The sequence below is a fragment of the Parvimonas parva genome, assembly GCF_045866535.1.
In the GTDB taxonomy this organism is placed as follows: domain Bacteria; phylum Bacillota; class Clostridia; order Tissierellales; family Peptoniphilaceae; genus Parvimonas; species Parvimonas parva.
The window spans coordinates 534,703-548,247 of sequence record NZ_AP038371.1 but is presented as its reverse complement, the minus strand read 5'-3'; the positions used below and the strand labels follow the sequence as shown (position 1 = coordinate 548,247).

Below are 13,545 nucleotides of genomic sequence, written 5' to 3'. Positions count from 1 at the left end.
GAGTATATATTTCTGGTCAAGCTTTCGATTTATTAGTATCAGTTAGCTTTGATGTTGCCACCTTTACACCTCTGACCTATCTACGACATTTTCTGTATCGAATCTCTCTTGTATTTCTACAACAGGAAATCTCATCTTGAGGGGGGCTTCGTGCTTAGATGCCTTCAGCACTTATCCCTTCCAGACTTAGCTATTCAGCATTACCATTGGCATGATAACTGATACACCAGCGGTCTGTCCATCCCGGTCCTCTCGTACTAAGGACAGCTCCTCTCAAATTTCCTACGCCCACGATGGATAGGGACCGAACTGTCTCACGACGTTCTGAACCCAGCTCGCGTGCCTCTTTAATGGGCGAACAGCCCAACCCTTGGGACCTACTCCAGCCCCAGGATGAGACGAGCCGACATCGAGGTGCCAAACCTCCCCGTCGATGTGAACTCTTGGGGGAGATAAGCCTGTTATCCCCGGGGTAGCTTTTATCCGTTGAGCGATGGCCCTTCCACTCGGTACCACCGGATCACTAAGTCCTAGTTTCCTATCTGCTCCACTTGTTGGTGTCGCAGTTAAGCTCCCTTTTGCCTTTGCACTCTTAGAATGATTTCCATCCATTCTGAGGGAACCTTTGAACGCCTCCGTTACTCTTTAGGAGGCGACCGCCCCAGTCAAACTGCCCAACTGACAGTGTCCCTGTACTCGATTCAGAGTACCAGGTTAGAAATTTAGTATCAAAAGGGTGGTATCCCAACAACGACTCCACGAAAACTGACGCTCTCGCTTCTTTGTCTCCCACCTATCCTGTACATTTAATACCAAATTCCAATGCCAGCCTACAGTAAAGCTCCACGGGGTCTTTCCGTCCTATCGTGGGTAAGTCGCATCTTCACGACTACTACAATTTCACCGGATCCTTTGTTGAGACAGTGCCCAAATCATTACACCTTTCGTGCGGGTCGGAACTTACCCGACAAGGAATTTCGCTACCTTAGGACCGTTATAGTTACGGCCGCCGTTTACTGGGGCTTAAGTTCTATGCTTCGATTGCTCTAACATTTCCCCTTAACCTTCCAGCACCGGGCAGGTGTCAGCTCCTATACTTCATCTTTCGATTTAGCAGAAACTTGTGTTTTTGGTAAACAGTTGCTTGGGCCTATTCTCTGCGACCACTCTATGCTCTATCCGTTTGAATTTCACATCTAATGGTACCCCTTCTCCCGAAGTTACGGGGTCATTTTGCCGAGTTCCTTAACAAAGGTTCTTCCGCGCGTCTTAGGATTCTCTCCTTGCCTACCTGTGTCGGTTTTGGTACGGGTATCTTCTCACTCAATAGTACCTTTTCTTGGCAGTTTGGAATCTGTTGCTTCACTACTCATTTTTCGCTCCCCATCACATCTCGATATTAAGATTAGGGATTTGCCTCTAATCTCTATCTACTTGCTTAGACGTGCTCTACCATTCACACGCTCAACATATCCTCCTGCGTCAGTACATCTCTCAAACATTCAAAGATAGTACAGGAATCTCAACCTGTTGTCCATCGCTTACGCTTTTCAGCCTGGGCTTAGGTCCCGACTTACCCTGAGAGGACGAGCCTTCCTCAGGAATCCTTAGGCTTTCGACGGGCAGGATTCTCACCTGCCTTTTCGCTACTCATGCCAGCATTCTCTCTTCTGTAAAGTCCACTTCGTCTTCCAACTTAGCTTCACCCCTTACACAATGCTCCTCTACCACTAATTTACATTAGTCCACAGCTTCGGTATTAGATTTTAGCCCCGTTCATTTTCGGCGCTCTACCACTTGACCAGTGAGCTATTACGCACTCTTTAAATGTATGGCTGCTTCTAAGCCAACATCCTGGTTGTCTAAGTAGTAAAACATCCTTTACCACTTAATCTATATTTAGGGACCTTAGCTGGTGGTCTGGGCTCTTTCCCTTTTGACTATGAAGCTTATCCCACATAGTCTGACTCCCAATCATCATTTATCAGGTATTCGGAGTTTGATAACTTTCGGTAATGTCTAACACCCCTACGGTATTCAGTGCTCTACCCCCTGTAAACTAAATTGAGGCTAGCCCTAAAGCTATTTCGAGGAGAACCAGCTATCTCCAAGTTCGATTGGCTTTTCACCCCTATCCACAAGTCATCCGATAACTTTTAAACGTTACCCGGTTCGGTCCTCCATGAAATTTTACTTTCACTTCAACCTGCTCATGGATAGATCACCTGGTTTCGGGTCTATGGCATACGACTTATTCGCCCTATTCAGACTCGGTTTCCCTACGGCTCCGTAACTTCATTACTTAACCTTGCCGCACACCATAACTCGCTGGCCCGTTCTACAAAAAGTACGATATCATCTCTCTATAAGACTCTATCTGCTTGTAGGCATAAGGTTTCAGGTTCTATTTCACTCCCCTCCCGGGGTTCTTTTCACCTTTCCCTCACGGTACTATTCTCTATCGGTCACTGAGTAGTATTTAGCCTTAGGGGGTGGTCCCCCCATATTCACACAGGATTTCTCGTGTCCCATGCTACTCTTTCTAAGTCAGATATTAATCAATTTCGTTTACAAGACTTTCACTTTCTTCGGTTGGCCTTCCCAGACCATTCTACTATCAATCTTTATCCTTAACTTAATTTGGGCTCTTTCCATTTCGCTCGCCGCTACTTTGAAAATCGAATTTTTTCTTTCTTTTCGTCTGGCTACTTAGATGTTTCAGTTCACCAACTCTCCCCTCTTATTGCTATGTATTCACAATAAGATACTTGAGGTTTGCTCAAGTAGGTTTCCCCATTCGGACATTCCCGGATTAACAGATATTTGCTCCTCCCCGAGACTTTTCGCAGCTTATCACGTCCTTCTTCGGCTCTCAGTGCCAAGGCATTCACCTTATGCCCTTGGTCGCTTGACCAGAAATATATTACTCTTTAATTTTCAGGTTTCTTGGTGGAGATGAGGAGATTCGAACTCCTGACCCCCTGCTTGCAAGGCAGGTGCTCTCCCAACTGAGCTACACCCCCAAAATATTTTTTTCGATAGTAAAAAATGTTTTGGGGGTCTTGCGTGCCCGACTTTGAAATTTTCAAAAATTTATTTTTGTTAAAATTTCATAGATTGGGTGCACCCCTTCTCCTTGAATGATTATTAACAACTTTATCTTCAGTCATAAAAATCAAACATTAGGATTCTTTTATACTATCATTTTGGTATTCTCTTTTAGTTAGCCTTACAGCTTTTTTGGTTAAAAAAATCGAACCTTAAAAAACAGTGATAAAAAACATTGTTTACTTTTTTGAACTGTCGTTCTTAGTACTCCTTAGAAAGGAGGTGATCCAGCCGCACCTTCCGATACGGCTACCTTGTTACGACTTCACCCCAGTCATTAACCCTACCTTCGACGCCTTCCTCCTTGCGGTTAGATCGGCGGCTTCGGGTATTGCCAACTCCCATGGTGTGACGGGCGGTGTGTACAAGACCCGGGAACGCATTCACCGCGACGTTCTGATTCGCGATTACTAGTAACTCCGACTTCATGTAGGCGAGTTGCAGCCTACAATCCGAACTGAGATTGGCTTTTAGAGTTTTGCTTCACATCACTATGTCGCTTCTCGTTGTACCAACCATTGTAGCACGTGTGTAGCCCAAGACATAAAGGGCATGATGATTTGACGTCATCCCCACCTTCCTCCGATTTATCATCGGCAGTCTCTCCAGAGTCCCCATCCAAAATGCTGGTAACTGAAGATAAGGGTTGCGCTCGTTGCGGGACTTAACCCAACATCTCACGACACGAGCTGACGACAACCATGCACCACCTGTATAGCTGTCCCGAGGGACTTATCAATTTCTCAATAACTCAACTATATGTCAAGCCTTGGTAAGGTTCTTCGCGTTGCTTCGAATTAAACCACATGCTCCGCTACTTGTGCGGGTCCCCGTCAATTCCTTTGAGTTTCAGTGTTGCCACCGTACTCCCCAGGCGGAATGCTTAATGTGTTAACTTCGGCACCGAGGTTTGACCCCCAACACCTAGCATTCATCGTTTACGGCGTGGACTACCAGGGTATCTAATCCTGTTTGCTCCCCACGCTTTCGTACCTGAGCGTCAGTAAAAGTCCAGAAAGTCGCCTTCGCCACCGGTATTCCTCCTAATATCTACGCATTTCACCGCTACACTAGGAATTCCACTTTCCTCTCCTTCACTCAAGTCTATCAGTTTCAAGTGCTTAATGAGGTTAAGCCTCACGCTTTCACACCTGACTTAATAGACCGCCTACGTACCCTTTACGCCCAATAATTCCGGACAACGCTCGCCCCATACGTATTACCGCGGCTGCTGGCACGTATTTAGCCGGGGCTTCCTCCTATGATACCGTCATTATCTTCTCATAGGACAGAGCTTTACAATTCGAAAACCTTCTTCGCTCACGCGGCGTCGCTGCATCAGGGTTTCCCCCATTGTGCAATATTCCCCACTGCTGCCTCCCGTAGGAGTTTGGACCGTGTCTCAGTTCCAATGTGGCCGTTCATCCTCTCAGACCGGCTACTGATCGTCGCCTTGGTAGGCCTTTACCCTTCCAACTAGCTAATCAGACGCGAGCCCATCTTACACCGATAAATCTTTGACCCCTTTACCATGCGGTTCTGTGGTCTCATGCGGTATTAATCGTCGTTTCCAACGGCTATCCCCCTGTGTAAGGTAGGTTGCTCACGTGTTACTCACCCGTTCGCCACTTTCATTCTATTTCCTATCCCGAAGGCTATTCCATAAAAATCACGTTCGACTTGCATGTGTTAAGCACGCCGCCAGCGTTCGTCCTGAGCCAGGATCAAACTCTCTATTAAAAGTTCGTCTGCTCTCGCTGACTTTTTTGTTACACCAAATTATTGTTTTTCTTTGTACTCTCAAAGTTTCTATCACTGTTTACTTTTCTTGGTTCGTTGTCACTATCATTGCGACCTCTATATTATATCACTAACTTTTTGTCTTGTCAATACCTTTTTAAAAGTTTTTTAAAGTTTTTTTAAAAGTTTTTAAAAAGTTTTACTAACAAGTTATTAATTCTATAACTCTTAAAGGCCTCCCCTCAAGTGCCTTAATATTATATCAGCCTTTATCCCTCCCGTCAATACTCTTTTGGCATATTTTTTATCCTTTATTAATTTTTTTATCGTTTTTATTAAAATTCTTTTATTAAATCTATTATTTTTTCTAATATAACAAAAAAGACGAGCTATAAATGGCTCATCTCCTCTGTTTTATATCGGAACATTATATGAAAAAGCAACTGAATAAACTCACCGTTAAATATATGTAAACATTAAACAACATTTAACTTTCGCTTTTTATACATAAATTATAACATATTTACAGAATAAATCAATAATTTACTTATATTAATTTTCTATGGATATTATAAGCTTTTCTTATAAGAACTTGTCTTTCATATTTATCCAGTACCAATTTTCATTAAATACCAATTTGTAAAGCTTTGATTGTGATTTTTTAAATTCAAAATATGATACATCTGTATATCCTTTTTCAATACCATCAGCAACAAAACTTATTTTCTTATGTTGATTTTCTAATGGAACAATTTTCAATGTTGACGTATTCGGTATTACTATTGAGTTTGAAATCGTCCTATATACTTTTGAAAAAATCGGCGCTAAAGGAGTTAATTGAAATCCCTTTAAAGTTGGATACATTATACTTCCCCCTGCAGACATATTATAAGCTGTGCTACCTGAAGGCGTGGAAATTATAAGTCCATCTCCGGCAAAAGTTTCTAAGTGATTTCCATCAATATATACTTCCAAATGTATAATTTCCGAACTATTCGACTTTATAACAAAATCATTCAAGCATTTATTAGAAAAAATCATATCATTTGTTTTTAAATTACATTCTAAAAGTCTAATTTTTTCAACTATATATCTCTTTTCTATATAATCATCTATAAATTTTTCGATTTTATCAAAACTAATCTCTTGAAAAAAACCAAGAGTACCCGTATTTATCCCAACAAAAGGTACTTTTGGAAAGTCGGAATTATGTACACCCCTTATAAACGAACCGTCCCCACCTATACAGATACTTAACTCTGCATCATCTCTAAAAGTTTGGAAAACTTCAAATCCTTTTTTTTCAAAAAGTTCTTTTGTCCTAATAAAAGCCTCTAATGATTTTATATTATCATTAAAAAATATATTAACTAATCTTTTCATAATTTCACCTTATATCCTTACAAAAATATTTTAACATATTTCCATTTTGATAAATTTAAAGTGGTAAATATGATGAAATAAATATTCTTTTACACAAGAATTGTAAATTCATATTTATTTTAACACAATAAATATATATTCGCAAGAAAAAAGGAGCTTACGCTCCATTTTGAACACTTTTTTTCTTTTTAATTTTTTTAAGTCTATAAAAATCTTCTCTTTCTTTTTCTTCAAGAACTTCTGCAATATATTTTTCAGTTTCTTCGAGGTTTGGAATTTGAATTTTATCAAGAGCATTTGCTCTTTTTTGATTTTTCTTTATCTCAATAGATAACTTATAAACAGTATTTTCAGTTTCAGCAAGTCTATAAGTAAGTCTTTTTATTTTTTGAAACATTTTTATTGCCTCATCAATAGCCGGACTTGTCATATACATTCCATAGTGAGGCCTTAATGTTCCATGCTCATATTTTACACTTGGCACATCAAGTCCCATAACTGATTTATAAGAAATTTCAAAATTTTCAGACTTGTCTATAGATAAAGAAATATCTTGAACATTCATAACTCCCATAGTAATGTTAGCCTCTTGTAAAACTAAATATGCTTTTTCAAACAAAACTCTAACATCTTCTTGAATTTCTTTTGCCTTTTCAATTTGTTGCATCATTTCTTTTATTAATACAGTCCTTTTTTTATCTATAAGATTGTATCCAACTTTAGAAAGTTTTAGATTTTCTTTTGTCTTTAACAAATTTGACTTTGTAGGTGCAATATTTTGAATCATATTACCACCTTCCATACTTTTCCATATATTTACTTTCCAACCTATCAAGCTCAATTTTAGGGAATAATTTAAATAAATCCCAAGCAATATCCAAAGATTCTTCAATAGTCCTGGACTCATCAAAATCTTGACTTAAAAATCTCTGTTCAAACTGTCTACCGAATTCCATATATATTTTATCTATTTGAGTTAAATCGTCCTCCCCAATTATTTGTGATAATGAACGAACTTCAATAACCCTTGAATAAAGAGCAAATAGTTGAGATTGAACTTGGTCGTGGTCTTCCCTTGTAAAACCTGCACCTATACCGTCTTTCATAAGTCTTGATAATGAAGGTAAAATATTTATAGGTGGATAAATATTCTTTTGAAACAAATCTCTTGAAAGAACAATTTGTCCTTCAGTAATAAATCCTGTAAGGTCAGGAATAGGGTGAGTTATATCATCATTTGGCATTGTTAAAATCGGAATCAATGTAATTGAACCTTTTTTTCCTTTTACCATTCCGGCTCTTTCATATAAAGTTGAAAGGTCTGAATACAAATATCCAGGATAGCCCTTTCTACTTGGAACTTCTTCTCTTGCAGAAGAAATTTCTCTTAAAGCCTCTGCATAACTTGTAATATCAGTCATAACTACCAAAATATGCATTCCTTCTTCAAATGCAAGATATTCAGCAGCAGTTAAAGCAGTTCTTGGAGTTGAAATTCTTTCAACTATCGGTGCATCAGCTAAATTTATATATGAAACAACTCTTGATGATGCTCCTGATTCTTCAAATGCAGTTCTGAAAAAATCATAATCATCATGTTTTATTCCCATTCCCGCAAAAACTATTGCAAATTTTTCATCTGAATTTTTAAGCTTAGCTTGTCTAACTATTTGTGCTGCCAATTCATTGTGTGTTAATCCATTAGAAGAAAAAATAGGTAATTTTTGCCCTCTAATCAAAGTTGTTAAGCTATCAATAGCAGAAATACCGGTTTCAAGATAATCTCTTGGATACTCTCTTGCAACGGGATTCATCGGTCTTCCGTTTACATTATATTTTTTATCTGAAATAATAGCATCTCCGTTGTCAATAGGTTCTCCAACTCCATTAAAAGTTCTTCCTAAGATTTCTTTGCTTAAAGAAATTTCAAGTGGTGTTCCTGTAAAAGTAACTGCTGAATTTTGAGTTGAAATACCTGTTGTTCCTTCAAAAACTTGAGCTATAACTTTATCTCCTTGAATACGAACAACTTTAGCTCTCCTCTTTTCTTTCCCATCAATTACAATTTCCATCATCTCATCATAACTAACATTATCAACCCCTTTAAGTACAATCAAAGGACCATCTATTTTTTCAAGTTTTAAATATTGTCTTTGCATAATTCTCACCTACTCTCCCTGATTTTCTTCTATCAAAGCAGTATAATAATTATTTATTTTTGAATTTAAAATTTCAAATGCTTTTTCATAATTTTCATTTGGAATATTGTATTTCATCTTTATAACTTCTTCAAACAAATCATCATTTTTTATTTTAGCAAGTGCAACTTGTTCCTTTACTGCCAAAATTGAATTACTATACAAATTATCTATTACCTTTAACATTTCAAATTGTTTTTTCAACGGAACATAGGAATCTGTTTCATGCATTGCATTTTGTTGCAAAAATCCCTTTTTTAAAACTTTTGCAATTTCTATAACAACTCTTTGGTCATTAGGCAAAACGTCCTCTCCAACTAATTGAACAATTTGATTTAACTTATCATCTTCTGATAAAAGCTCCATCATCTTTGCCCTTAATTCCAAAAGTTTTGGAGATACACTTTCATCATAATAATCCTTAATCAACTTAATATATCCACTATAACTTGTAAGATAATTAACAGCAGGATAATGTCTTATATATGCCAAATTCTTATCAAGCCCTATAAAAGCAGAAACAAATCTCTTAGTATTTTCAGTTACAGGTTCTGAAAAATCTCCACCTGGAGGAGAAACAGCACCAATTACAGTAATTGAACCTTCCTCTTTTGAAAGAGTTCTTACATAACCTGCTCTTTCATAAAATTGTGCAATTCTTGAAGGAAGATATGCAGGGTAACCTTCTTCAGCAGGCATTTCTTCAAGACGGCCTGAAATTTCTCTTAAAGCCTCTGCCCATCTTGAAGTTGAATCAGCCATTATAGCAACATGGTAGCCCATATCTCTATAATATTCTGCAATAGTAATTCCGGTATAAACCGATGCTTCACGAGCAGCAACCGGCATATTGGAAGTATTTGCTATAAGAATTGTCCTTTCCATAAGAGGTTTACCGGTTCTTGGGTCAATTAACTTTGGAAACTCTTCAAGAACATCAGTCATCTCATTTCCACGTTCTCCACAACCAATATAAACTATAATATCAGCATCAGACCACTTAGCAAGTTGATGTTGAGTCATTGTTTTACCAGTACCAAAGCCACCAGGCAATGCTGAAGTTCCTCCCTTTGCTATAGGAAAGAAAATATCCAATACTCTTTGACCTGTTATCAAAGGTTTTGATATTGGCATTCTAACATTTACAGGACGTGGAATTCTTACCGGCCATTTGTGATACATTTTTAATTTATGAATTTCTCCATCTTCATCTTTTATAGTTACTAAGTCCGTATTTAAATTATATTTTCCTGACTCTAAAACTTCTATTACTTCTCCACTTACTGTTGGTGGCACTAAAATCTTATGTTTTATAAAACTTGTTTCTTGAGTTGTTGCAAAAACTTGTCCTGAAGATATCTTATCTCCAACTTTTACAAGCATTTCAACTTCCCAAAGTTTTTCTTCATCAATAGAAACAAGTCCAATCCCCTCTGCAATAAATTCTCCGGTCATTGAATATATTTTTTCAAGAGGTCTTTGAATACCATCAAATATATTCCCTATAATTCCCGGCCCCAATGTTACAGATAGAGGAACATTTGTACTTTCTATAATTTCTCCAACCTTTAGTCCTTGAGTTTCTTCATAAACTTGTATAGTCGCTATATCTTCATCGATAGATATAATTTCTCCGATCAATTTTTTACTACCAACCAAAACCATATCACGAACTTTATAGATTCCCATACCACAAGCTTTAACAACAGGACCATTTATATCAATTATTCTAGGTGTATTACACATATCTTTCACCCCATTACATTAATTGTTTATACCTATTTCTTTTTTAAATTCAGATAAAATCTTTTGATATTTCGTATTTAAAAGAAAATCAAGCGAATAATTTAATCTATAAGTTTTTTCTTCATTTTCAACTTCAAATCCACCGATTTTTATATTTAAACTTTTTTCAACTCTAATATCTCCTAAAATATCTTTAACAATATTTTTATCTCTTTCAAAAGTTTTTTCAAAGATATAAACAACATCACTTTCTTTTACATCTTTTTTTACATTTTCCAGAGCATTTTTTAAATACACTTCGCCTTTTTCATCAACATAAGAAAACATCAACTCTTCTTTTAATAATTTAAAAAATTCATCATAAATTTCTTTATTTGTATTTAAAATAATGTCTTGACCTTCTTTTAGAGTTTTTGAATGAATTTTATCTGTCTTATTTTCTAATTTTACTCTATAATCTCTTTTTAATCTTTCAATTTCTTCATACTTTTTAGCTTTATATTCTGTAATCAGCTTTTCTGTTTCTAAAGAAATTTTTTCTAATTCTTCATCATATCTTTCGTAAATTTCTTCATTTAGTATTCTTTTAAAAGATTCTATCTTATCTTCAATTGTTATCATAAGACGCTCCTTATATATTAATTCCTATCGATTCATTTATATACTTAGTAATGAAATTTGCATCTCTTTTCAAACCGGTTCTATCCGGTATTTCAACAATAAGAGGAAATTTTTTCTTTAATTTAACTTCCATAACCTCTTCACTAATCAAGTCAAAAATCTTTTCTGTCAAAATCAAAATTCCAATTTCCTTATTGTTCAAGCAGTCGTTAAACTCTTCTAATGCCTCTTTTCTACTCTTTAAAACAACTCCAGTTATCCCTGCCAATCTCATTCCTACAAGTGTATCTGTATTATCTGATATAAGATAACTTATCATAAAAATCTCCTAAACTCTTTGTAAAATCATTATTGAAATGATAAGACCATAGATTGCAATACCTTCTGCAAGTCCAAGAATAATAAGTGTTTTTCCTAAAATTGAAGAATCTTCTGAAACTGCACCAATTGCTGCTGAACCGGCTTGTCCTACACCAATACCTGTACCGATAGCTGCAAGACCTGTTGATAAAGCAGCCGCTAAATATCCTAAACCACTTGCTGAATTTGTTGACTTTTGAGCAGTTTCAGCTGCAAATGCTACATCTGGAACAAGTCCCATTAAAAATAAAGCTAAAATTGAACAAACATTAATCGCTATTGCCTTTTTTAATCCTGACTTTGTTGTTTTCTTTCCTTTTCTTAAATAAGAAATTCCTGTTAAAATTGTTGTTCCTATTCCTAAAGTTATTAATAATAAAGTTGTTTTCATAATTTGCCTCCTAAATTTCTTTTCCTTGTAATTCAACTCTTAACGGCTCATAACTAATACCTTCGCCGTTAAAATACTTACTAAATAATTCATAATATTCCAATCTTATTGCTTGAATAAAAACTATAAGTCCTTCAAGACACACGATGAATATATTTCCTAAAATAATCATAAATATATTTCCGATGCTTGAGCCTAACATTTGACCCAAAGCATGAAAAGCCATAAAAAGCCCAACATGGTTAATAGCAAACGCTCCAACTCTTATGAATGAAAGAGTGTTTGAGAAAAATCCCATTACAGTTTCAAACATTTCAAAACCACTTTCAACTGGAGAAAATTCCTCTTTTTTTTCAGATTTATTAACCATTGGAGCAAGTTTTGGTTTCATAAACATCAAAGTTGAAGTTATAATCAAAACTGCAACACTAAAAATTGTAATCATAGATGATACATTAATACTTACATACTTTTCGAATAAAACAGTATTTAAAACAAGAGCTATAAATGAAATATAGAATAAAAATCCTGATAAACCATTTTTATCAAAAAATAATTTTCCAAATTCTTTTCTCATTTTTAAATTTCTAAAATTGATGAAATATGCAATTAAAATCATCAAAATACCAAGTCCAATAGTAGCAACAAGTATCGTATCAATATCTTCCATAGGTCTTATCACAAATGCCGGAATTAAATCTTCAATTCCAAAAACACTACCATACATAAAACCGAAAAATATAGAAGAAAATCCAATTCTTTGAATGATTTTAGCAATCGAACCAATCTTCTTAGATAACATCATTCCAGCTAAAACAAAAATCAATCCTTGACCAACATCACCAAACATCATTCCAAATAAAAGCAAATAAGTTATTGCAAAAAACGGTGTAGGGTCTATTTCCTTATAATCCGGAATTGAATACATTTTTACCAAAGCCTCGAAAGGTTTTAAAATAAAATTATTCTTTAACTTTGTCGGTATCTTAAATTTTGAAGGTATTTTAGTATCATCTTCAAAATAAATCGCAGAACTTTCCGATGCTTTTTCAACCGAATTTTTTACACTTTCAACCTTTGACTCAGGAACGAAAGCACTTAACAAAATAAAATTTTTGCTCTCTGCAATATGCCCTTCAAGCTCTTCAATCTTTTCAATAATTTTATATCTATAATACATAGCTAAAATATCTTGTAAATATTTTTTTCTAAAAGCTGACTTTTCTTTTAAAATTTCATCTTGTTCTTTTTCTAAAAGCTCTAATTCAGACTTTTTATTTACAATAAATTCCTTAAAAGAAATATCTAAGTTTGGAAGTTCAATCATATCAAAAGACAAAGAACGAATAAAATATTTCATATCCTTTGCATAAACTGACGGAGTAAAGATTATAACAGTTTCTCCATAACTGTTACTTCCTAAGTGAGCAACCAAACCATTTATATTTTCATAATTAGCCTTTAACTTTATCCAAGAGTTTTTAGAAATTTGTCCCATATCAAAATTAATATGTTTTAAACTATAAAACTCAGAAAGTTTCATATCACTATCAGAAAAATATTCAACAGCATTTAACAAAATTTTAATTCTCGCTCTCTTTTTTCTATTCTCATCTTCTCTTAACTTAATAGCAGAAGATTTTTCGAAAATATCATCTAAAAATTTCAATTTTTCACTATAATTAAGACTTTGTAAATCATCTAGTGTAACTTCTTCTTCCTTAATATCAAAAAAGCTGAATATTTGGTCTAAAAGCTCTTTATACTTCCTCTTTTTAAAAACTTTCTCTCTATGATATGGTCTAATTTTATCAACCGCAACTCCCATGTCATTGAAAATACCAATTTGTGAGTCCATATACTTCATTGTGAAATTTTCAGAATTTCCGGAATTTGTAATATGAATTGAACCGTTTAAAACAATTTCTCTAAGTATGCTATGAGTATCTTGTTTTAGTGCAACAAGATTCATCATCTTCATTTTTTCAACAGCCAATT

The 13,545-nt window shown here is 35.3% G+C and carries 8 protein-coding genes, 1 tRNA gene and 2 rRNA genes; all 11 read right to left on the bottom strand.

Translation table 11 applies throughout. The features are described from left to right. Positions 1–12 precede the first annotated feature (12 nt). The 11 genes from ACKTSI_RS02855 to ACKTSI_RS02805 all read right to left on the bottom strand — a co-directional run bounded on the left by ACKTSI_RS02855 (position 13) and on the right by ACKTSI_RS02805 (position 13,543). A 23S ribosomal RNA gene (locus ACKTSI_RS02855) occupies positions 13–2,914 on the bottom strand. A gap of 33 nt (positions 2,915–2,947) precedes the next feature. After that, positions 2,948–3,023 (bottom strand) — tRNA-Ala (locus ACKTSI_RS02850). Between the two features lie 300 nt (positions 3,024–3,323). Beyond that, a 16S ribosomal RNA gene (locus ACKTSI_RS02845) occupies positions 3,324–4,848 on the bottom strand. The 16S and 23S rRNA genes sit together here with 1 tRNA gene alongside, the layout of an rRNA operon. Positions 4,849–5,430: 582 nt before the next feature. Continuing rightward, on the bottom strand, positions 5,431–6,231 hold the full coding sequence (locus ACKTSI_RS02840; protein ID WP_407863059.1) for an NAD(+)/NADH kinase: 801 nt from the start codon (positions 6,229–6,231) through the stop codon (positions 5,431–5,433). Positions 6,232–6,388: 157 nt separating this feature from the next. Then, positions 6,389–7,018 carry a V-type ATP synthase subunit D gene (locus ACKTSI_RS02835; protein WP_311525874.1) on the bottom strand — a complete coding sequence of 210 codons (630 nt, stop codon included), beginning with the start codon at positions 7,016–7,018 and terminating at the stop codon, positions 6,389–6,391. A gap of 1 nt (position 7,019) precedes the next feature. Next, complete coding sequence (locus ACKTSI_RS02830) at positions 7,020–8,390, bottom strand: V-type ATP synthase subunit B (protein WP_068474027.1); 1,371 nt, start codon at positions 8,388–8,390, stop codon at positions 7,020–7,022. A gap of 9 nt (positions 8,391–8,399) precedes the next feature. After that, the gene (locus tag ACKTSI_RS02825; RefSeq protein WP_068473647.1) at positions 8,400–10,175 is read right to left on the bottom strand and encodes a V-type ATP synthase subunit A; all 1,776 of its coding nucleotides are present in this window, start codon (positions 10,173–10,175) and stop codon (positions 8,400–8,402) included. 18 nt (positions 10,176–10,193) lie between these two features. Continuing rightward, complete coding sequence (locus tag ACKTSI_RS02820; RefSeq protein WP_407863058.1) at positions 10,194–10,796, bottom strand: hypothetical protein; 603 nt, start codon at positions 10,794–10,796, stop codon at positions 10,194–10,196. Positions 10,797–10,806: 10 nt separating this feature from the next. Then, positions 10,807–11,115: a V-type ATP synthase subunit F gene (locus ACKTSI_RS02815; RefSeq protein WP_068473652.1), complete on the bottom strand. Its 309-nt coding sequence runs from the start codon at positions 11,113–11,115 to the stop codon at positions 10,807–10,809. A 9-nt stretch (positions 11,116–11,124) separates the two neighbouring features. Continuing rightward, positions 11,125–11,547 carry an ATP synthase subunit C gene (locus tag ACKTSI_RS02810; RefSeq protein ID WP_068473656.1) on the bottom strand — a complete coding sequence of 141 codons (423 nt, stop codon included), beginning with the start codon at positions 11,545–11,547 and terminating at the stop codon, positions 11,125–11,127. Positions 11,548–11,557: 10 nt separating this feature from the next. Continuing rightward, complete coding sequence (locus tag ACKTSI_RS02805; RefSeq protein WP_407863057.1) at positions 11,558–13,543, bottom strand: V-type ATP synthase subunit I; 1,986 nt, start codon at positions 13,541–13,543, stop codon at positions 11,558–11,560. Positions 13,544–13,545 lie beyond the last annotated feature (2 nt).

Excerpts from the sequence above, each read along its gene's own strand:
- ACKTSI_RS02815 (WP_068473652.1), bottom strand. The coding sequence starts at position 11,115 with ATGATAAGTTATCTTATATCAGATAATACAGATACACTTGTAGGAATG.
- ACKTSI_RS02820 (WP_407863058.1), bottom strand. The coding sequence starts at position 10,796 with ATGATAACAATTGAAGATAAGATAGAATCTTTTAAAAGAATACTAAAT.
- ACKTSI_RS02810 (WP_068473656.1), bottom strand. The coding sequence starts at position 11,547 with ATGAAAACAACTTTATTATTAATAACTTTAGGAATAGGAACAACAATT.
- ACKTSI_RS02840 (WP_407863059.1), bottom strand. The coding sequence starts at position 6,231 with ATGAAAAGATTAGTTAATATATTTTTTAATGATAATATAAAATCATTA.
- ACKTSI_RS02835 (WP_311525874.1), bottom strand. The coding sequence starts at position 7,018 with ATGATTCAAAATATTGCACCTACAAAGTCAAATTTGTTAAAGACAAAA.
- ACKTSI_RS02830 (WP_068474027.1), bottom strand. The coding sequence starts at position 8,390 with ATGCAAAGACAATATTTAAAACTTGAAAAAATAGATGGTCCTTTGATT.
- ACKTSI_RS02825 (WP_068473647.1), bottom strand. The coding sequence starts at position 10,175 with ATGTGTAATACACCTAGAATAATTGATATAAATGGTCCTGTTGTTAAA.